The sequence below is a fragment of the Actinomyces oris genome (assembly GCF_001937665.1).
GTDB lineage: Bacteria > Actinomycetota > Actinomycetes > Actinomycetales > Actinomycetaceae > Actinomyces > Actinomyces stomatis.
Genome location: NZ_MSKL01000031.1, coordinates 1 through 19,935, shown reverse-complemented (window position 1 = coordinate 19,935; position 19,935 = coordinate 1). Strand labels below are relative to the sequence as shown.

The following is a 19,935-nucleotide window of genomic DNA, read 5'->3' as shown; positions in this document are numbered from 1 at the left end:
TGATGACCCTCCATCTGCGCCGAGCCGACACCTCCGTAGTCCTCGACCTGCCCGACGACCGTTTCCCGGTGGTGCGCCACTGGGGCCCCGACCTGGGTGACGTCAGCGGTGATGACCTGACCGACGCGGCCCTGGCCGCAGCGACGTCCCTGGGAACCAACACCGCCTGGATCACCAACGACCTGCCGATCCTTCCCCTGGCCTACCTGGGCTGGAGCTCACGCCCCGCCGTGGCGCTCTCACGCACCGACGGCTCGGCCTTCTCACCCCATCCCACCGACTTCACCCACGAGGAGAGCTCCGAGGACACCCCGGCCGGCACCGCCCTCGTCGTGCGCTCCAGCGGAACCGACACCGTCCACGAGCTGACCCTGGGTACCGAGCTGCGCCTGGAACCCTGCGGCCTGGTACGCGTGCGCTCCTGGGTCCGCGACGACCGCCCCGAGTCCAAAGGCGAGCAGGGAGCCGATCTCGTCGTCGGCGAGCTCACTGCGGTGCTGCCGTTGCCAGACAGTGCCGACGAGCTGCTTGACACCACCGGCCACCACGTCCAGGAGCGCCGGCTCGTGCGCACCCCCTTCACCCCGGGCACCCGCCTGCGCGAGTCCTGGGAGGGGCGCCCGGGGCACGACGCCGTCACCTGGCTGGCCGCCGGAACCACCGGCTTCGGATGGCGCAGCGGGCGCGTCCACGGCGTTCATGCGGCATGGTCCGGCAACGTCCGCCACCTGGCGATGAACCCGGCCTCGGGCCGAAAGCTCCTGGGAGCCGGAGAGCTGCTCCTGCCGGGCGAGGTCTCGCTGGCCCCGGGGCAGACCTACACCTCTCCGTGGACGGTCTTCTCCTGGGGCGAGGGCCTGGACGCCCTGGCCCAGCGCAGCCACGCCTGGCTGCGCTCGCGCCCGTCCCACCCCACCCGTCCCCGCCCGGTGCTGCTCAACACCTGGGAGGCCGTCTACTTCAACCACGATCTGGACAAGCTCAAGGCCCTGGCCGACGCCGCGGCCCAGGTCGGCATCGAGCGCTACGTCCTGGACGACGGCTGGTTCGGCTCCCGCCGCGACGACACCTCGGGACTGGGCGACTGGCAGGTCTCCCCCGAGGCCTGGCCGAACGGTCTGGAGCCGCTCGTGGAGCACGTCCACGCCCTGGGCATGGAGTTCGGCCTGTGGTTCGAGCCGGAGATGATCAACATCGACTCCGAGCTGTCCCGCGCCCACCCGGAGTGGATCCTGTCCGACGGCGCCGGCGGAGCGCCCGAGCACCGCCACCAGCGGGTCCTGGACCTGACCGCCCCCGGCGCCTGGGACTACCTGTTCGATGCCATCTCCACCCTCGTGGAGCGCCTCGGCATCGCCTACCTCAAGTGGGACCACAACTCCCCCCTGCTGGCCGCAGGGCATGAGGTCGCCGACCCCACCGCAGGACGCCAGGGAGCGGCCGCCGTCCACGACCAGACCCTGGCCGTCTACCGGCTCCTGGACGCGCTCCACGAGCGCTTCCCCGCCCTGGAGATCGAGTCCTGCGCCGGCGGCGGCGGCCGCATCGACCTGGGGATCATGGAGCGCACCCAGCGGGTGTGGGCCTCGGACTGCATCGACGCCCACGACCGCCAGAACATCCAGCGCGGCACCACATTGCTGCTTCCTCCCGAGATGGTGGGAACCCACGTCGGCTCCGGGCGGGCCCACACCACCCTGCGCGACCTCGACCTCGACTTCCGGGCCGGGACCGCCCTGTGGGGCCACATGGGCGTGGAGTGGGACCTCACCGAGGCGGACGAGCCCACCCGCGAGCGCCTGGCCTCCATCATCGCGCTGCACAAGGAGCTGCGTGGCCTGCTGCACTCGGGTGTGACGGTCCACGCGGACCTGCCCGACGACGACGTGCTGCGCATCGAGGGCGTCGTCGCCCCTGACGGCTCCGACGCCCTGTTCGAGATCGCCTCGCTGGGTCAGCTCCTGGCCTGGCCCACGGCGCCGCGCCCGCTGCCCGGCCTGGACCCCTCGCGCCGCTACCACGTGCGCCTGGCGGCGCCGACCTACCCCGAGCTGAGGCTCGCGGCGAGCTGGATGGCCGAGGGCGTCACCCTGCCGGGTTCCTACCTGACCACCACGGGTCTGGCACTACCGGTGCTGCACCCCGACCACCTCGTCCTGCTGCGCGTGAGCGCCGTCGACTGACGGCTCGGCGATCCTCCGAGCCGCTGCCCCGTTCACCCTCGCTTCCACCCGTTCCTGCCCCCATCCATTCGTCTTCGACCCGTTTTCCCACATCACCGTCGATTTGGAGACCCGATGTCAACCTCGACCCTGGTCGCACGACCATCGCGTCGGCAACGCAAGCCACGCTCCGACCTCAAGCTCGGCCTCGCCTTCATCCTCCCGGCGACGATCGGCCTCGTCGCCTTCTACATCTGGCCCCTCATCCGAGGCATCTGGTTGTCCTTCACCGAGTACAACCTCCTGACCCCCGAGGAGTTCACCGGCCTGGACAACTACAAACGCATGGTTCAGGACGACACCTTCTGGAACGCCGTCGTCGTCACCGTGGAGTACGTGGTCATCAATATCGGCCTGCAGACGATCCTGGCGTTCCTCATCGCCGTCCTCATGCAGCGCCTGACCCAGTCCACCTTCGTACGATCCATCGTGCTGACGCCCTACCTGGTCTCCAACGTGGTCGCCGCCATGCTGTGGCTGTGGATCCTGGACAACACGTTGGGTATCACCAATCAGCTCCTGGAGTCCCTGACGGGCTCTGCCGTGGACTTCTTCTCCTCGTCGATGGCCATCCCCACCATCGCGATCATCAACGTGTGGCGGCACGTGGGCTACACGGCCCTGCTCATCTTCGCGGGCCTGCAGTCGATCCCGAGCACGGTCTACGAGGCCGGCAAGGTGGACGGCGCCAGCGAGTGGCGGATGTTCTGGAGGATCACCGTCCCGCTGCTGCGTCCCATCCTGGCACTCGTGCTCATCATGACGATGATCGGCTCCTTCCAGGTCTTCGACACCGTCTCGGTGGCCACCCAGGGCGGCCCCGTCAACGCCACCCGCGTGCTGCAGTACTACATCTACGACATGGCCTTCGGGCGCTTCCAGTTCGGATACGCCTCCGCCATGGCGGTGGGGCTGCTGCTCGTCCTGGCCGCGATCACGATCCTGCAGTACCGCATGACCCGTGCCGGCGAGACGGACCTGGACTGAGGAGGACCACCCATGACAACGACAACCGCATCCGTGTCCTCCGCAAAGTCCCCCAAGGCAGCTGCTGCGGCGTCCTCGGAGGCCCCCGGCCGCCGGCTCACCGTCGGCAAGGCCCTGGCCTGGGCGGCGATGATCCTCATCATGCTGTTCACGCTCCTGCCCTTCTACTGGGTCCTGCGTACGGCGCTGTCCTCCAACGCGGGCATCACGGCCCACCCCACCAGCCTGCTGCCGGTGGACATCAACCTGCGCGGCTTCGCCCGCGTCTTCGGCATGCAGTCCACCGAGGAGGCCCTGGCCGACGGCGGCAGCGGCGCAGCCATCAACTTCTGGCTCTACCTGCGCAACTCGGTCATCATCTCCACACTGGTCACCGTTGGGCAGGTCTTCTTCTCGGCGATGGCCGCCTACTCCTTCTCCCGCCTGCGCTGGAAGGGACGCGACACGGTCTTCGCCGTGTTCCTGGGAGCCCTCATGGTCCCCTCGATCTTCACGCTCCTGCCCAACTTCGTGCTGGTCAAGCAGCTCCACCTCATCGACACCTTCCTCGGGGTGGCGCTGCCGACCATGTTCATGACGCCCTTCGCGGTGTTCTTCCTCAAACAGTTCTTCATGAACATCCCGCGCGAGCTGGAGGAGGCCGCGCTGCTCGACGGAGCCTCCAAGGTACGGGTGTTCTTCACCCTCATCCTGCCCATGGCCAAGGCCCCGATCTCGACGCTGGCGATCCTGACCTACATCACGGCCTGGAACGACTACTTCTGGCCCCTGCTGGTCTCCTACACGGACTCCTCACGGGTCCTCACGGTGGCCCTGGCGGTCTTCCGCTCCCAGGCCCCGCAGACCGGTCCCGACTGGGCCGGGCTCATGGCCGCCACCCTGGTGGCAGCCCTCCCGATGCTCCTGCTGTTCATGGCCTTCGCCCGGCGCATCGTCAACTCCATCGGCTTTACCGGAATCAAGTGAGGCACCAGATGACGACTCAACCGATCAGCCCTCTTCGTTCCTCACTGTCGCGCCGCAGCCTCCTATGCGGCCTGGCCTCGGGCGCGGCCGCCCTGACCCTGGCCGCATGCTCCGGCGGCTCCAGGAAGTCGGGATCCGACGCCGTCGAGTACTGGATGTGGGACGCCAGCCAGCTGCCCGCCTATGAGGCCTGCGCCAAGGCCTTCGAGGCCAAGACCGGCATCAAGGTCAATATCACCCAGATCGCCTGGGTCGACTACTGGACCAAGCTGACGGCCGGTTTCATCGCCGGGACCGGCCCGGACGCCTTCACCGACCACATCTCCAAGTTCGCCCAGTTCGTAGACCTGGAGGTCCTGGTCCCGCTGGAGAAGCAGGCCGCCTGGTCCGGTGTCGACGAGTCCGCCTTCCAGGAGGGACTCATCGACCTGTGGAAGGGGGAGGACGGCCACCAGTACGGCTGCCCCAAGGACTGGGACACCGTGGCGGTCTTCTACAACCGGGACATGCTCACCCAGGCGGGCCTGACCAAGGCCGATCTAGCCGGTTGGTCCTGGAACCCCACTGACGGCGGAACCTTCGAGAAGATCCTCGCCCGCCTGACCGTGGACAAGAACGGCGTGCGAGGTGACGAGCCCGGTTTCGATAAGAATCGCGTGGCCGTCTACGGCCTGGGCATCCAGGACGCCGGCACCGGGGACGGCCAGACCCAGTGGAGTCCCTTCACCGGCTCGGCCGGCGACTGGTTCTATACGAACAAGGAAACGTGGGGGAACCACTACCGCTACGACGAGAAGGTCTTCCAGGACACGATGGACTGGTACTTCGGTCTGGTGGACAAGGGTTATATGCCTCCTCGTGGTGCCTTCTCCTCCACGACCAGCACCGACGTCCAACTCGGCAGCGGCAAGGTCGCCATGTGCTTCAACGGCTCGTGGATGTTCAGCACCTACGCCAAGCTCGACGTCAAGGTCGGGATCGCCGCGAACCCAGTGGGCCCCAGCGGCAAGTCGGTCTCCCTGTTCAACGGACTGGGCGACTCGATCTCCAAGCAGTCGGCCAACATCGACAATGCCTCCAAGTGGGTGGCCTTCCTGGGAACCGCCGAGGCGCAGGACATCGTGGCCTCTCACGGAATCGTCTTCCCGGCGATCGCCTCCTCCACTGACAAGGCAGTGAAGGTCTTCGAGGAAACTGGCCTGCCCACCAAGCCCTTCACCCAGCACCTGGAGGACAAGTCCACCTTCTTCTTCCCACTGACCTACTTCGGCGCAGACGTGGCCGCCATCATGAAGCCCGCGACGGACGACCTGTGGGCGAACCGGGTATCCGCCTCAACGCTGACGAAGTACAACGAGCAGGTCAACCTCCTCTTCGAGACCTCCAAGCACGAGAAGAGCTGACAGCACGGTTGCTCCTGCCCAGTCACGGGCCGGGTCCGGCATATCGCCGGACCCGGCCCGTGACTTCTCAGCGCAGCCCCACGATCTCCCCGGTGACGACGTCGACGTCGATGCGCTCGGCGGCGGGGTGGCTCGGCAGACCCGGCATGGTTGACAGGTTGCCGCAGATCGCGTAGACGTAGCCGGCCCCCGCGGCCAGACGCACCTCGCGCACCGGCAGGCGCCACCCGGTGGGCACGCCCTTGCGGCCGGGCTCGGCGGACAGGGACAGCGGGGTCTTGGCGACGACGACGGGCAGGTTCCCGAAGCCGTCCCGCTCGTAGGCGTCCAGCAGCCTACCGGCGGCGGGGGTGTAGTCCACGCCGTCGGCGCCGTAGAGGTCGGCAACCTTGGCGATCTTGGTGCGCAGGTCGTCCTGTGGCTCGTAGGCAGGGTGGGTGGCGACCGGTTCGTCCGCCTCCTGACAGGCCTCGACGACGGCTCCGGCCAGGTCGAGGCACCCCTCGCCTCCCCTGGTGACGGGGTGACAGATCGCGACCCGGGCTCCGGCGTCGTGGGCGATGCGCCTCACCTCCTCGATCTCGCTGTCGTGGTCGGTGGGGAAGACGTTGACGGCCACGACCGGGGTGATGCCGAAGCCCCGCACGATCTGCAGGTGCTTGAGCAGGTTGGCGGCGCCGGCGCGCACGTCCTCGATGTTCTCCTGGAGCATCTCCTCGGGAAGGTCCTTGCCGCTGACGAGGCGGTAGCGCCCGCAGTGGGCCTTGAGCGCCCTGATGGTGACCACGACGACGGCGGCACTCGGGTGCATACCGGAGACAGCGCACTTGAGGTCAACGAAGCGCTCCAGGCCCATGTCGGATCCGAAGCCGGCCTCGGTGAGGATGTAGCCGCCGTCGCGGGCTCCTGCCGCGGCGACGCGGTCGGCGATGACCGAGGAGCATCCGGTGGCAATATTGCCGAAGGGGCCGGTGTGGACCAGGACGGGCGTGCCCTCACCGGTGCGCAGGAGGTTGGGCTCGAGCGCGTCGCGCAGGACGGCGCACATGGCCCCTGCTGCCTTGAGGTCCTCGGCACTGATCCACTCCCCACTGCGATTGCGGCCGATGACGATGCGCCCCAGGCGATTGCGCAGGTCGGCCAGGTCCACAGCCAGAGACATGATGACCATGAGCTCGCTGGCCGGGGTGATGTCGAAGGAGGCCTGCCGGGTGACACCGTCGACTTTTGTCCCCAGGCCGGTCACGATATGGCGCAGGGCGCGGTCGTTGACGTCCAGGACCCGGGGCCAGGTGATGGTGCGCTCGTCGATGTCGAGCTCATTGCCGTGGTGCAGGTGGTTGTCGATCATCGCCGACAGGAGGTTGTGGGCGGCGGTGATGGCGTGGAAGTCGCCGGTCAGGTGCAGGTTCATCCGTTCAGCCGGCAGGATGCGGGCGCCCCCGGAGCCTCCGGCTCCGCCCTTGATGCCGAAGGTGGGTCCCATGGCCGACTGGCGCAGGGTGAGGACGGCCTGCTCTCCCAGACGGGTGAGCCCCTGGGCCAGTCCGATGGCCGTGGTCGTCTTGCCCTCGCCGAAAGGCGTCGGTGTGATCGCAGTGACGACGACGTAGTGGGCGGTACTCGCACCGCTGCTGCTCACGCGCTTGCTGGATTCCAGTACGCGCAGGTCGATCTTGGCCACATCACGGCCGTGGGGAATGACGTGCTCGGCGGCGATTCCCGCTGAGGCCGCCAACGTTTGGAGGTCAACCGGGGCGTGGGGGCCGCCAGTAGCCGGAATCACCTGGGTCATGGGACAAGCCTAGTCGGCCGGAGAGAGCCTCGGGCTTCTCGAGGCCCGAACAGACCCGATTCTCAGTCCGGTTCCTCGGCATGAGCGGCAGCAATGGCCCGCATGGTCACTTCCCGGCTGTAGCCCTTGCGCCCCAGCACGGCCGCGGTGCGGCGCCGGCGCACCTCCCAGGGCAGGTGGCGAGTGGCGGACAGCTTCTTGCGAGCCAGCGCCAGCGCCGCCGCGTCCTCGTCGTCGGAGTTGATCTGCCCGAGGGCAGCGGTGACGTCCCGCTCACCCAGTCCCTTGCGCCGCAGCTCCTCGGCGATGGCTCGTCTGGCCGCCCCCTTCTCCGCGAAGCGGGTGCGCGCCAGGCGGGCCGCATAGGCGGTGTCATCAATGACCCCGGCCGCCTCCAGACGGTCGAGGACCTCGGCGGCCACACGGGGGTCCACCTCCTTGCGCTCGAGCAGTTCCTCCAGGGCCGCACGAGGAGCCGCACTGCGGTCGAGGCGGCGCAGGACGATCTCCCGCGCCGCCTCGACCGCCTGCGCGTGGGCGTCAGGGATGAGCCAGGGCATCAGAACCCGCCGGCGTCCTCACCGAAGATGGTGTCCGGCTCATCCGACGACGCCTCCTTGGGCGTCTTCACGCTCTTGGACGCCTTAGCGGCGGCGGTGGTCTTCTTCCCTCGCCCCCGGGCGTTCTTGACCGCGCTCGTGGCGGCAGTGTCCCCGCTGTCCACCGGGACGGCGGCTGCAGCCACAGCCGCCTCGGCGGCGGCCATCTCCTCAGCCTCGCGGGCCTTGCGGCCGGGTTCGCCGATCCCCAGGGCCGCGAGGATCTTCTCCTCGATCTCGGCGGCCAGCTGCGGGTTGTCCTTGAGGAAGTTGCGGGCGTTCTCCTTGCCCTGACCGAGCTGGTCCTCCCCGTAGGTGAACCAGGCCCCCGACTTGCGCACCACGCCGTTGTCCACGCCCAGGTCCAGCAGGCTGCCCTCACGGGAGATGCCCTGGCCGTAGAGGATGTCGAACTCGGCCTGCTTGAAGGGCGGCGCCATCTTGTTCTTGACGACCTTGACCCGGGTGCGGTTGCCCACGGGCTGGTCACCGTCCTTGAGCCCGCCGATGCGGCGCACGTCCAGGCGTACGGAGGCGTAGAACTTCAGGGCCTTCCCACCGGTGGTGGTCTCCGGGTTGCCGAAGAACACACCGATCTTCTCACGCAGCTGGTTGATGAAGATGGCGGTGGTGCCGGTGGAGGACAGTGCACCGGTGATCTTACGCAGCGCCTGGCTCATGAGGCGGGCCTGGAGACCGACGTGAGAGTCCCCCATCTCCCCCTCGATCTCGGCCTTGGGGACCAGGGCCGCCACGGAGTCGATGACGATGATGTCCAGACCGCCCGAGCGCACCAGCATGTCGGTGATCTCCAGGGCCTGCTCCCCGGTGTCCGGCTGTGAGACCAGGAGGTTGTCGATGTCGACGCCCAGGGCTTTGGCGTAGACCGGGTCGAGGGCGTGCTCGGCGTCGATGAAGGCCGCGTTCCCGCCGGCCCGCTGCGCACTGGCCACGGCGTGCAGGGCAACGGTGGTCTTTCCGGAGGACTCCGGCCCGTAGACCTCGATGATGCGTCCCCTCGGGAGTCCCCCGACTCCCAGAGCCACGTCGAGGGCAACCGATCCCGTCGGGATGACGGAGACCGGAGGACGGGTGTCGTCCCCCAGGCGCATGACGGATCCCTTACCGAAGCTCTTGTCGATCTGGGCGAGGGCTGTGGCCAGGGCCTTGGAGCGGTCCTGGGTCTGGCTGGCAGCAGGCATTGTTCTACCTCGGTTCTCAGGGCGGCGCGCAGCCGCGGCGGGCATGGCTGGTCAACTTCGGCGAGGTCCCCTCTCCGGGGCTCACCAACGACGGTATGCCTGACCACTGACATCTATCTCCGCCCCTCATCAGCCCTGTGGACTCAAGGGGCGTCGTCGTCGTTCGTGGAGAACAGTACCCGAACACCTGTTCGATCATGACATCATCGTCACGCGCGTGTCGGCGCCCCCGAGCTCCACCTCACCGCCCTCACCGTCACCCGAGCTCATCGACGGGGATCAGAGCGGAAGATCCAACGCTCGGCATCCGAGCGCTCGGTCTCGTCGCACAGAAGGCCCCAGACCCGTTCCGGCGCCACACCGTCGTCGAGCGCCTGCACGCAGGTCACGCCCAGTCCCGGAAGAACCAGGTCCTGTGCCAGCGATCGGCCATAGGCCGGACCGAAGACCGTCTCGACGGCGTTCCAGAACTCCGAGTGCTTCACCACTCCCCCTTCCTCAACAGGCAACCCGGCGGCGAGTCCACTGATCGTGGCCCCACCGCCGGGAAGGTCGGCTCACTGGTAACGACCTCAGGCGCCGTGAGAGCACCGCGCTGAGGGCGTCAGCGGATGGTCACCGCAGGGCAACCCCCTGCTGACGCACGAGCTCATCGGGAACTGTGTCCGGAATCATGACGCCTTCGGTCAGGGCGATGCGGTCGGAGACCTCACGCAGCACCATGGACAGGGGGGCGTCAAGCGCCTGGCAGATGGAGGCGAGCAGCTCGGAGGATGCCTCCTTCTGGCCGCGCTCGACCTCGGAGAGGTACCCCAGGGAGACGCGGGCCTGCGAGGAGACCTCGCGCAGCGTACGCCCCTGGTGCTGTCGGACGCCACGCAGGACTTCTCCGATCTCGCGGCGCAGAACGACATTCTCGTGCTTCGGGGTGTCCACGGACACACCGTACCCTGCCCCGGGTCCCTGGCGCATCGGCATCCGGTTGTTGATCGGGCGAGTGGTGCGGGGGTGAGTCGTGTTGTTCATCGTCTAGCACAACCATTCACGTCGTGGATTCATTCCCGCCACGCGAGGCCAGCTCTCCGGCTCCGGTGACGTTGAGAACCACTCTACCGGCATTCCTGAGAGAAATCTGAAATACGTCTTAGTCTGTGGTCTGTAGTTGGTCAGTCGTCGATGAGAAGCACTCAGAGCCGTCTCCCACGACCTTCTTCCCGCAGAAAACCGATGGCCAGCTCGAACACCTCCATCACGGTGGCGCGCCGGATCTGCGAGCGGTCACCGCTCAGGTGCAGCTCGCGATGCTCCTCACCCCACGGACCGACGACGGCTATATGGACCGTTCCCGCCGAATGACCGTCGGCCGTCCCCGGCCCAGCCACCCCGGTGGTCGCCAGCCCCAGATCGGCCCCGAGGAGCCGGCGCACGCCGTGCGCCATCTGCAGGGCGACATCGCGGTCCACCGGCCCGGTCCGCTCCAGGTGCGCGGCATCGACCCCGAGGACCTGCGCCTTGATCCGGGTGGCGTAGGCGACGACCGCTCCCACGAGCACACGTGAGGCACCGGGAACCTCCACCAGGCTGGAGGAGACCTGCCCGCCCGTCAGCGACTCAGCGATCGCCAGAGTCACCCCGAGCTCCGCGGCGGCGCGCAGGAGGGAGGTCGCGACGCGGGTGCAGTCCTCGACGTCGCGCGCACCCTCGATCACCATGGCTTCCGCCTCGGGACGGTCACTGGCCACTCGATCCATTCTGGCGGCTCAACCGCATCGCCTCGCGGACATAGTCCAGGCCGGTCACCACCGTGACGATGAGCGCTGCAGCCACGACGACATAGGCCGCCTTGGTCAGGAACGCGGCCAGGCCCGCGGGCAGCAGCGTGGACCAAGGCGTGAGCAGCCCGACCAGCCCCACCATCTGAAGGGTCGTCTTGATCTTGCCGCCGCGCGATGCCGCCATCACGGCGCGGCGCAGCATGAAGAAACGCATGACCGTGATGCCGAGCTCGCGCACGACGATGAGGATGGTGACCCACCACCACAGTCGGTGGTTGACGCTCAGCAGGACGAAGGCGGACAGGGTCAGCGCCTTGTCCGCGATGGGATCGGCGATCTTGCCGAAGGAGGTCACCAGCCCCCGCGAGCGCGCCAGCTGACCGTCAAGACGGTCCGTGAAGGCCGCCACGACGAAGACCACGACCGCGGCGAGCCCGGCTCTGTCCCCCGGCAGCAGGGAGAGCCAGATGAAAACGGGAACGAGCAGCAGGCGCAGCACCGTCAGTGCGTTGGCGACGTTGAGCAGCGGCGCCTGCTCTGACTGCGCGGCGCCGTCCGGGGCGGTCGGGGCGTTCATCAAGGTCAGCCTAGTCGTGCACGGCCTCTGGCCGACGGAGAAACCTCGATCCATCTTCTCGGACAACGTCGCATCCGCATGCCGCCACCGTGCGCGCCCTGACGCCGCCGCATGCGATGTGCAACAGGGGCTCGGTAGTCACCCACGGTTCTCCGGCATTTCCGCACTTCTGCCTCATGCCGCTGAGAAGAGCACGGGCCGCGCACATGCTGTTAAGGTTCAGTTCTTACATTCATTACCATCATGCTTCCCTCCATGCTTCTCTCACCATCTTTGGCAGCTTCCGACAACGTGGCTCCCCGGCACCGCGCCTCCGGGGAGCCACGTGACTCGCCGCGTACCGCACGTGTCGCCCACCGGCCACGAGGTCCGCTCCTCCTCACCGCCGCCGTTCTCACCACGTCCGTCGTGCTGAGCGGCTGCTCGACGAGCTCGGATCAGTCTCTGCCGACTCAGTCTCCGGCTCCGTCCGGCTCCACCGGCACCAGCGGCTCGCAGGACGTGCACTTCACCGTGGGTTACGCCGGGGACGTCCTCATGCACATGCCGGTGATGGAATCCACTCCGGGAGCCTCAGGGGACATCACCGACAACGTTGCCGCTGAGACCCCCTGGGTCGAGGGCCTGGATCTGGCCCTGTGCGGCATGGAGGTTCCCGTCGCTCCGGACGGGATTTACTCGGGCTATCCCTCCTTCGGCACCTCTTCCGAGGTCGTCGGCGCCTTGGCCAGATCCGGGTGGGACGGCTGCGCGACCGCCTCCAACCACGCCGCCGACCGGGGTGAGGCCGGAGTCATCGCCACCCTGGACGCCCTGGACGCTCACGGGATGGGGCACGCGGGCACCTACCGGAGCAAGGAGGACGCTTCCGTGCCCTTCGCACTCTACGAGCTCGCACGGGGAGGGCGCACAGTGACCGTGGCCCAGATCTCCACGACCAAGGACCTCAACGGCCTCGACGATCCCACCGGACACTCGGTGTCGCTCAACGACGTCGGCGCCATCACGAAGGCAGCGAAGTCAGCCCGTGCGGCGGGTGCCGACCTTGTCGTCGTCCACTCCCAGATCGGTCAGGAGTACGAGACCACGCCCGATAACGATCAGGTCTCCTACGCCCGGTCTCTCGCCGACAGCGGGCAGGTCGACATCCTCTTCGGTGCTCATCCGCATGTGCCTCAGCCCGCCGAGAAGCTCTCCGGAGGAGTCGAGGGCAAGGGGATGTGGGTGTCGTACTCGGCCGGCAACTACATCTCCAACCAGGACGAAGGGTGCTGCGCTCCGCTGTCCGACGTCGGTCAGCTGGTCTGGGGCGACATCACTTCCCACGCCGACGGCTCGGTGAGCGTGGACAAGCTGAACTGGCACCCGTTCACGATGGATCAGGAGGGCGGCTACAAGGTCAGAGACCTGGCGGCCCTGCACAACGGTGAGCGTCCTGCCGGCCTGGGTCTGGGCAAGGAGGAGATCGATCGGCGCTGGAGCATGCTCACCTCAGACGTCAAGGACGCCTCGACCATGTCCACCACACCACCGAAATCCACCGGACCGGCCCCGAAGATCCTCAGTCGGGAAGAGGTCATCAAACGAGCGGGAGCGCGCCTGGACCCTCCGGGCACGGCAGCGGCCTCCTCATCACCACGATGAGCCGCGGCCAGTGAGTGACCAGGCGTCCTCGGAGTCCTCCTCGGCGGACGTATCGTCCCAGGACTCCGACTCCGGCAGGCTCGAGGCGACCTCCAACGGATCCGTGCTGTAACGGTTCGCCGGCATGACCGCGGTACGAGGGTCACCCGAAGCCGGAGCCGACGGGACGTCGGAGCCGGGCTCGCCCTGAGAACCATCAGAGCTCTCGGGAGTCTCAGCGCTTCCGGGCGCACCGCCCTCACCCTTGATCCAGGCCAGGGTCTCCTCGAGCTGCTCAGGTTGGACGAGGACGTCGCGGGCCTTGGAGCCCTCAGAGGGGCCGACGACCTCGCGGGACTCCAGCAGGTCCATGAGACGTCCGGCCTTGGCGAAGCCGACACGCAGCTTGCGCTGGAGCATGGAGGTGGAGCCGAACTGACTGGAGATGATGAGCTCGGCGGCCTGCAGGAGCAGGTCCATGTCGTCGCCGATCTCCTCGTCGATCTGCTTCTTGACCTCCGGGACGACGACATCCTCGCGGTACTCGGGCGTCAGCTGGGACTTGACGTGCTCGACGACGGAGCGGATCTCGGACTCGGTGACCCAGGAGCCCTGGATGCGCACCGGCGTCGAGGCGCCCGGTCCCAGGTAGAGGGCATCGCCCTGGCCGGTGAGCGTCTCGGCACCGTTCTGGTCGAGGATGACCCGGGAGTCCAGCTGCGAGGCCGTGGCGAAGGCCAGGCGCGAGGGCACGTTGGACTTGATGAGGCCGGTGACCACCTGGGCGACGGGTCTCTGGGTGGCCAGGACCAGGTGGATCCCGGCGGCACGGGCCAGCTGGGTGATGCGCTGGATGGATGCCTCCACGTCCTTGGGGGCGGTCATCATGAGATCGGCGAGCTCGTCGACGACGACCAGGAGGTAGGGGTAGGGGCTCAGCTCCCGCTGGGAGCCCGGCAGGGGCTGGACCTCTCCGGCGCGCACCGCCTTGTTGAAGTCGTCGATGTGCTTGAAGCCGAAGGAGGCCAGGTCGTCGTAGCGGGCATCCATCTCCCGCACCACCCACTCCAGGGCCTCGGCCGCCTTCTTCGGGGAGGTGATGATCGGGGTGATGAGGTGCGGGATGCCCTCGTAGATGGTCAGCTCCACCCGCTTGGGGTCCACCAGCACCATGCGCACCTCCTCGGGCGTGGCACGCATCATGATCGATGTGATCATCGAGTTGACGAAGGAGGACTTACCCGAACCGGTCTGGCCGGCCACCAGCAGGTGCGGGGTCTTGGCCAGGTTGGTGACGACGTAGTCGCCCTCCACGTTCTTGCCCAGCCCGACCACCAGCGGGTGCGCCTGCTTGCGCGCGGCCTGGGAGCGCAGAACGTCACCGAGCTTGACCATCTCCCGGTCGCTGTTGGGGATCTCGATGCCGATGGCGCTCTTGCCCGGAATGGGGGTCAGCAGACGGATCTCGTCGGAGGCCACCGCATAGGCGATGTTCTTCTCCAGCCCCGTGATACGGGAGACGTTGACCCCCCGGCCCCGGTGGACCTCGTAGCGGGTGACCTGAGGACCGCGTGTGTAGCCGGTGACCGTGGCGTCCACGTTGAACTCGGAGAAGACGTTCTGCAGCGCCTCGACGATGGCGTCGTTGGCGGGGGTGCGGGTGGAGTGCCCCGGGCCGGGGCCGAGCAGCGCGTCCTCGGGCAGGGTGTAGGTCGAGCCGTCGGGCAGGGCCATGTTGCTCAGGTCGCTCATGGCGATCTGGTCGGCGAGGTCGGGCTCATCGAGCGGGGCCGCGGGGGTCTCCTCGGTGACGGCGTCGAAGCCGGACGGCGACTGCGGGGCAGAGCGCTTGGGCGATGAGGACTTGCGCTGTCCCCCAGCGGCCGAGCCGGCCACCGCGGGGCCACCTGTCGGGCCGGCCGGCCTGGTCCGGGTAGGAGAGGCGGCCGAGGGTGCCGAGGAGGCAACGGCGTCGCTCTCCTCACCCATGTCCGGGACGACGAAGGCGGCATTCTCCGAGTGGCCGTCGGGATCGCCGCCCGGTTCGAAGAGATCGGTGATCGCCGTCTGCTGGGCCTCTCGGTCAGCCGAGCGCTTACGCCGGCCACTGCCCCGCTTGCGGGAGGCCGACTCCTCCACCTCCAGGGCGGAGCGGAAGGGCTCGTCGCCGTCGTAGGAGTCCAGGAGCGCCGTCTGATCCGGATCGCCTCCCGAGGCACCGGTGCGCCCGGAGCCTCCACGCGCCCGTCCGAGCAGGCGCCGGGCCAGGGAGTCACCGGAACCACCGGCGCCGTGGGATGCCTCGTCACCGTCCGCGGTCCGGTACTGCTCCAGCAGCTCGCGGATCTCGGCAACGGTCTTGCCGGACATGACCAGGGCGGAGAACACAGTCAGGAGGATGAACAGGATGAAGGCCCCCACGGAGGAGAACAGCGCCGCCAGGGGGTAGCCCACCAGCCACCCCAACAGTCCTCCGGCGCTCTCCAGGCCGCCGATATTGCCCCTGAGGACCGGGTTGCCGCTGCCGACCTGGATCATTCCGGTCAGAGCCGTCAGCAGTCCCAGGCAGCCCACGGAGACCCGCGCGTGCACCGCACCCAGGCTGTGGACCCGGAGCATGGCGACCCCCAGCGCCGCCAGGAGCGGGGGCACGAAGATGCCCAGGACACCAACGGGACCCGCAGCGATGTGGTGCAGGAGATCACCTGCGGCCCCGGAGATCCCGAACCACTCGCGCAGCGCCAGAACCGCAGCGAGGGCCAGGATGAGGAAGGCCCAGCCGGTACGGCGGTAACGCCCACCGGAGGGGCCCGTACCGGGCGCAGCGAAGGGAGCGGCCCCTGGGGCGGAGCCACCTCGATTACGCCCTCTGCCGGTTCCCGACGAAGGCGCAGATGTTCTCGTGGTGCGACGATTGGCCATGATGCTCTAGAAACTATCGGATTCTTGCTCTCAACGGCCTTGCCACGCCGCCTGCGCCGGCCGGAGACACGTCACCTTCTTGGTGCCGTAGCTCGATGAGGGGCTCATCCCGTGGCGAGAGGGACTGCCGCGGCCCAGGACCTCTCAGGGCCTCTCGTCACCGGCCCGGAGGAACTCATCGATCGTCTCACGCAGCGGCGCCTGGGCCGGGCCGGCGCACGCAACGGCGTGGGCTGCGGCCGCATTGGCACGCCTGGCCGCCTCAACAACGTCGAGCCCGTCAAGAAGGCCGGCGACCAGGACACCGGTATGCGTGTCTCCCGCACCCGTCGTGTCCACGACCTCACGCACGAAACCGGGGACCTCGATCGCCTCGCCGCCCACCGGGTGGAGAACGCAGCCGTGGACGCCGGTACGATGGACGATCAGCGCTTGCGGACAGGCCTCTCGAATGGCGTTCGTACCGCCCAGGCGCTCCTCGAGCCGGCTCATCTCCAGGTCGTTCCCGGTCAGCATCGTCGCTCGAGCCAGCAGTGGCAGAAGCACCTGGTCAGGGATATCGGGCTGGACCGGGCCAAGGTCGATCACCAGCCCGACGCCGTCGGGGATCGACAGGAGCCAGTCGACCAGGATGCCGCGGCTCGTGTGGTGGGCGAGGTCATAACCGGTGGCGTAGACCCAGTCCCCGGCTCTCAGGTCGATGCTCTCGAGGTCCTCGCGCTGGGGCTCTCCCTCGACGCCCGCGGTGGTGATGAAGGTACGTCGGCCGGAGGGCTCGATAAGAGCGGTGCAGGTGCCGATGTCCCCGACAAGCTCCTCGACGAGCAGCTCGACCCGGTCCAGGTGCATCGACTCACGTACCCGCGCGGAGTTGGGACCGGTTCCCAGGGTCGCGGCCAAGGCAGTGGGGACGCCCTGCCGGGCCGCGGCCGAGACCACGGTGTACCCACCACCGACGACCGGACCTGACGACGCCCCGGTGATCGCCCCTCCCGGCGTCGGCACACGGCTGACGTGGAGGGGGATGTCGATGAGGATGGATCCTGTGGATATGAAGCACGCGGGCCGGAACAGAGTCATGCAGTAAGCACCCTCCTGCTATGCCTCGACGACGACCGGGACGATCATGGGACGGCGCCTGAGACGGCGCCCGATCCAGCGTCCCAGGGTGCGGCGCATGACCTGCTGGAGGGAGTAGGCGTCCGCCTTCCCGGTCTCCAGCGCGGCGGACAGGGCCTCGGTCACATCGGGAAGGATCTCCTCGAAGACCGAGTCGTCCTCGGCCACGCCCCGCGCCTGGATGTGAGGACCGGCCAGGATCGTCCCGGTTGTGGTCTCCACCACGGCATAGACGGAGACGAAGCCCTCCTCCGCCAGGATGCGGCGGTCCTTGAGCTCGGCCTCATCGATCTCCCCCACTGAGGAGCCGTCGACGTAGATGTAGCCGCAGGGCACCTGGCCGGCGATGCGGGCCACTCCCCCGTCCAGGTCGACGGCCACGCCGTCCTCGCACAGCATGACCCGCTCAGGGGCGATTCCTGTCTTGACGGCGAGCCCACCGTTGGCCACCAGATGACGGATCTCACCGTGAATGGGCATGACGTTGCGGGGCTGGACGATGTTGTAGACGTGAAGCAGCTCCTCGGACGAGGCGTGTCCGGAGACGTGGACCTTGGCATTGCCCTGATGGACCACGCGCGCGCCCAGACGCATGAGCTGGTTGATGACCCGGAAGACGGAGTTCTCGTTGCCGGGGATGAGGGAGGAGGCGAAGATGACGGTGTCGCCGGGCTCAATGGTGACGCTGCGGTGCTCGGAGTGGGCCATCCGGGACAAGGCCGCCATCGGCTCACCCTGCGAGCCGGTGACCATGAGGACTCTCTCGTGCGGGGGCAGTGAGGTGATGTCGCGGGCATCGATGAGGACGCCGGCGGGGACCTTGAGGTAGCCACGCTCGGAGGCGATACCCATGTTGCGAACCATGGAGCGCCCCACGAGGGCGACCCGCCTGCCGTGCAGGGCGGCCGCGTCGAGGACCTGCTGGACCCGGTGGACGTGGCTGGCGAAGGATGCCACGACGATCTGCCCGTCGGAGTCGGCGAAGACATTGTCCAGGACCTGGCCGATCTCGCCCTCATGGCCGACCATGCCGGGGACCTCGGCGTTCGTGGAGTCCACGCAGAACAGGTCGACGCCCTCCTCACCGAAGCGGGCGAAGGAGCGCAGGTCCGTGATGCGCCCGTCGATGGGCAGGGAGTCCATCTTGAAGTCACCGGTGGCCAGGACGTTGCCGGCATCGGTCCGGATCATGACGGCCATGGCGTCGGGGATGGAGTGGTTGACGGCCACGAACTCCAGGTCGAAGGGGGCGTAGGAGACCTCCTCATGCTCAATGACCTGGCGCAGCACCGGGCGAATACGGTGCTCCTTGAGCTTGGCCTCCACGAAGGCCAGAGTGAGCTCACTTCCCACCAGGGGGATGTCCTCACGCAGCCGCAGCAGGTACGGCACGCCCCCGATGTGGTCCTCGTGCCCGTGGGTCAGGACCAGGGCGACGACGTCGTCGATACGGTGCTCGATGGAGGAGAAGTCGGGAAGGATGAGGTCGACGCCCGGCTGATCCTCCTCGGGGAAGAGCACACCGCAGTCGACGATGAGCAGCTTGCCGTCCAGCTCGAAGACGGTCATGTTACGGCCGACCTCACCCAGGCCCCCCAGGGGAGTGATGCGCATGGCGCCATCAGCGAGGGGGCCGGGGGTCTTCAGCGCGGGAAAGTTCGTCACGCGGGCATCCTACCGAGGATGCTCTGATTATCGATTGATACGGTGCGATCCAGTTCGATTCCGTCGCGGTTCCGCAACGTTCTGACCAGTGGCGCGGAGGCCTGTCGGGATCGCTCTACGATGTACCGGTGACAACCAAGAGCCTGCCGGATGATCGCGTCAGGAACCCCACAACCCCTCCGTCATTCGAGCCACGGTTGACTCTCACCGCCAAGAAGAGCCGGCGGGGCCTCCTGGGGAGGGCCGCCCTGGCAACGACGGCGGCCATCCTTGGCGCGGGCGCCGGCGCAGAAGCCACTCACTGGCATGACACCCGACTCTCTCCCACGGCAAGAACGGCCCCTCGCCCCGCGGCCCCCGGCAGCGCGCTCGGGACACGGGTGGTGTTTCAGACCGGAGGGGAGTCCGGAAAGCTGGCGCTGACCTTCGACGACGGGCCAGACCCTCGTTGGACTCCACGTGTGCTCGACATGCTGGCGAGGTTGCACGTACGGGCAACCTTCTTCGTTCTGGGATCAGCGGTGAAGGCCCATCCCGAGCTGATCGCGCGGGAGGTCGCCGAGGGGCATGAGGTCGCGGTCCACAACTGGGTGCACACCGACGTCTACGGTGTGAGCTTCTCGGAGCTGAACGACTCGGTGAGCCGGACGTGCGAGGCGATCATGGCGGCCGGAGCACCCTCTCCACGCCTGTGGCGGCCCCCTTACGGCCGAGTTGACGCACCGGCCATGATGATTGCCGCGCAGAGGAGGATGGACCTGTTGCTGTGGAGCGTTCACACGCCATCGGCGTTGGCGGCCGGCGCCGTCAAGGACGTTGCCGGCGCTGGATCGGTGGTGCTGTGCCACGACGGGCGCACGCAGCCCTCCGAGGCCCTGTTCTCCGCCCTGGAGGGGGCCGTGCGCTCACTGCTGGAGCGAGGACTCACCGTCACAACGGGCAGCGACCTACTGGCCTCCGCGCCACAGGCAGCTGAGCTCCAGTCACCCGCATAAGCGGGTCTCATCGCTAAAACACGAGGCGCCTGCTCCACCATGCGGTGGAGCAGGCGCCTCGCCCTCGTACCCCCAGCCGGATTCG

Annotated in this window: 16 protein-coding genes; 6 read left to right on the top strand and 10 right to left on the bottom strand. The window is 67.9% G+C overall.

What is annotated here, in order from left to right; genetic code table 11:
• The first annotated feature begins 2 nt into the window (after positions 1–2).
• The 4 genes from BKH28_RS11870 (at position 3) to BKH28_RS11855 (ending at position 5,578) form a co-directional block, all read left to right on the top strand.
• Complete coding sequence (locus BKH28_RS11870; protein ID WP_075418995.1) at positions 3–2,183, top strand: alpha-galactosidase; 2,181 nt, start codon at positions 3–5, stop codon at positions 2,181–2,183.
• Positions 2,184–2,297: 114 nt separating this feature from the next.
• Complete coding sequence (locus BKH28_RS11865) at positions 2,298–3,209, top strand: carbohydrate ABC transporter permease (protein ID WP_075418994.1); 912 nt, start codon at positions 2,298–2,300, stop codon at positions 3,207–3,209.
• Positions 3,210–3,221: 12 nt separating this feature from the next.
• Positions 3,222–4,175 (top strand): carbohydrate ABC transporter permease, encoded by a 954-nt coding sequence (locus BKH28_RS11860; protein WP_075418993.1) that lies wholly within the window; start codon positions 3,222–3,224, stop codon positions 4,173–4,175.
• 8 nt (positions 4,176–4,183) lie between these two features.
• Positions 4,184–5,578 (top strand): ABC transporter substrate-binding protein, encoded by a 1,395-nt coding sequence (locus BKH28_RS11855; RefSeq protein ID WP_075418992.1) that lies wholly within the window; start codon positions 4,184–4,186, stop codon positions 5,576–5,578.
• A gap of 67 nt (positions 5,579–5,645) precedes the next feature.
• Here BKH28_RS11855 and BKH28_RS11850 read toward each other — a convergent pair whose 3' ends face one another.
• From BKH28_RS11850 to pgsA, 7 genes are all read right to left on the bottom strand, one after another.
• Positions 5,646–7,373, bottom strand: a complete 1,728-nt coding sequence (locus BKH28_RS11850) for a formate--tetrahydrofolate ligase (RefSeq protein ID WP_075418991.1) — start codon at positions 7,371–7,373, stop codon at positions 5,646–5,648.
• Between the two features lie 62 nt (positions 7,374–7,435).
• The gene (locus tag BKH28_RS11845; RefSeq protein ID WP_075418990.1) at positions 7,436–7,933 is read right to left on the bottom strand and encodes a regulatory protein RecX; all 498 of its coding nucleotides are present in this window, start codon (positions 7,931–7,933) and stop codon (positions 7,436–7,438) included.
• Complete coding sequence (recA, locus tag BKH28_RS11840) at positions 7,933–9,174, bottom strand: recombinase RecA (protein WP_075418989.1); 1,242 nt, start codon at positions 9,172–9,174, stop codon at positions 7,933–7,935. Before recA ends, BKH28_RS11845 begins: the two co-directional genes overlap by 1 nt.
• 266 nt (positions 9,175–9,440) lie before the next feature.
• Complete coding sequence (locus BKH28_RS11835) at positions 9,441–9,659, bottom strand: DUF3046 domain-containing protein (protein WP_075419066.1); 219 nt, start codon at positions 9,657–9,659, stop codon at positions 9,441–9,443.
• A 130-nt stretch (positions 9,660–9,789) separates the two neighbouring features.
• The gene (locus tag BKH28_RS11830) at positions 9,790–10,200 is read right to left on the bottom strand and encodes a helix-turn-helix domain-containing protein (protein ID WP_004565236.1); all 411 of its coding nucleotides are present in this window, start codon (positions 10,198–10,200) and stop codon (positions 9,790–9,792) included.
• Positions 10,201–10,361: 161 nt separating this feature from the next.
• The gene (locus BKH28_RS11825) at positions 10,362–10,886 is read right to left on the bottom strand and encodes a CinA family protein (protein WP_075419065.1); all 525 of its coding nucleotides are present in this window, start codon (positions 10,884–10,886) and stop codon (positions 10,362–10,364) included.
• Positions 10,887–10,905: 19 nt separating this feature from the next.
• Positions 10,906–11,526, bottom strand: a complete 621-nt coding sequence (gene pgsA / locus BKH28_RS11820) for a CDP-diacylglycerol--glycerol-3-phosphate 3-phosphatidyltransferase (RefSeq protein WP_143224144.1) — start codon at positions 11,524–11,526, stop codon at positions 10,906–10,908.
• 243 nt (positions 11,527–11,769) lie between these two features.
• Here pgsA and BKH28_RS11815 point away from each other — a divergent pair, with 243 nt between their 5' ends.
• Positions 11,770–13,170 (top strand): CapA family protein, encoded by a 1,401-nt coding sequence (locus tag BKH28_RS11815; protein ID WP_075418988.1) that lies wholly within the window; start codon positions 11,770–11,772, stop codon positions 13,168–13,170.
• Here the strand turns inward: BKH28_RS11815 and BKH28_RS11810 are convergent.
• The 3 genes from BKH28_RS11810 to BKH28_RS11800 all read right to left on the bottom strand — a co-directional run bounded on the left by BKH28_RS11810 (position 13,159) and on the right by BKH28_RS11800 (position 18,804).
• Positions 13,159–16,071 carry an FtsK/SpoIIIE family DNA translocase gene (locus tag BKH28_RS11810; RefSeq protein WP_075418987.1) on the bottom strand — a complete coding sequence of 971 codons (2,913 nt, stop codon included), beginning with the start codon at positions 16,069–16,071 and terminating at the stop codon, positions 13,159–13,161. The two genes, BKH28_RS11815 and BKH28_RS11810, sit on opposite strands and share 12 nt — an antisense overlap.
• A gap of 144 nt (positions 16,072–16,215) precedes the next feature.
• A complete protein-coding gene (locus BKH28_RS11805; protein ID WP_075418986.1) occupies positions 16,216–17,151 on the bottom strand; it encodes a PfkB family carbohydrate kinase in 936 nt (311 codons plus the stop codon).
• Between the two features lie 18 nt (positions 17,152–17,169).
• Entirely contained in the window at positions 17,170–18,804 is a 1,635-nt protein-coding gene (locus BKH28_RS11800; protein WP_075419063.1) for a ribonuclease J, read from the bottom strand.
• Between the two features lie 431 nt (positions 18,805–19,235).
• Here BKH28_RS11800 and BKH28_RS11795 point away from each other — a divergent pair, with 431 nt between their 5' ends.
• On the top strand, positions 19,236–19,850 hold the full coding sequence (locus BKH28_RS11795; RefSeq protein ID WP_256695925.1) for a polysaccharide deacetylase family protein: 615 nt from the start codon (positions 19,236–19,238) through the stop codon (positions 19,848–19,850).
• Positions 19,851–19,935 lie beyond the last annotated feature (85 nt).

Bases quoted from the DNA above. Each gene is read 5' to 3' on its own strand.
- BKH28_RS11825 (WP_075419065.1), bottom strand. From the start codon at position 10,886: ATGGTGATCGAGGGTGCGCGCGACGTCGAGGACTGCACCCGCGTCGCG.
- BKH28_RS11860 (WP_075418993.1), top strand. From the start codon at position 3,222: ATGACAACGACAACCGCATCCGTGTCCTCCGCAAAGTCCCCCAAGGCA.
- BKH28_RS11800 (WP_075419063.1), bottom strand. From the start codon at position 18,804: ATGCGCATCACTCCCCTGGGGGGCCTGGGTGAGGTCGGCCGTAACATG.
- BKH28_RS11815 (WP_075418988.1), top strand. From the start codon at position 11,770: ATGCTTCCCTCCATGCTTCTCTCACCATCTTTGGCAGCTTCCGACAAC.
- BKH28_RS11865 (WP_075418994.1), top strand. From the start codon at position 2,298: ATGTCAACCTCGACCCTGGTCGCACGACCATCGCGTCGGCAACGCAAG.
- BKH28_RS11830 (WP_004565236.1), bottom strand. From the start codon at position 10,200: ATGAACAACACGACTCACCCCCGCACCACTCGCCCGATCAACAACCGG.
- BKH28_RS11805 (WP_075418986.1), bottom strand. From the start codon at position 17,151: ATGACTCTGTTCCGGCCCGCGTGCTTCATATCCACAGGATCCATCCTC.
- recA (WP_075418989.1), bottom strand. From the start codon at position 9,174: ATGCCTGCTGCCAGCCAGACCCAGGACCGCTCCAAGGCCCTGGCCACA.
- BKH28_RS11870 (WP_075418995.1), top strand. From the start codon at position 3: ATGACCCTCCATCTGCGCCGAGCCGACACCTCCGTAGTCCTCGACCTG.
- BKH28_RS11855 (WP_075418992.1), top strand. From the start codon at position 4,184: ATGACGACTCAACCGATCAGCCCTCTTCGTTCCTCACTGTCGCGCCGC.
- pgsA (WP_143224144.1), bottom strand. From the start codon at position 11,526: ATGAACGCCCCGACCGCCCCGGACGGCGCCGCGCAGTCAGAGCAGGCG.
- BKH28_RS11845 (WP_075418990.1), bottom strand. From the start codon at position 7,933: ATGCCCTGGCTCATCCCTGACGCCCACGCGCAGGCGGTCGAGGCGGCG.
- BKH28_RS11850 (WP_075418991.1), bottom strand. From the start codon at position 7,373: ATGACCCAGGTGATTCCGGCTACTGGCGGCCCCCACGCCCCGGTTGAC.
- BKH28_RS11810 (WP_075418987.1), bottom strand. From the start codon at position 16,071: ATGGCCAATCGTCGCACCACGAGAACATCTGCGCCTTCGTCGGGAACC.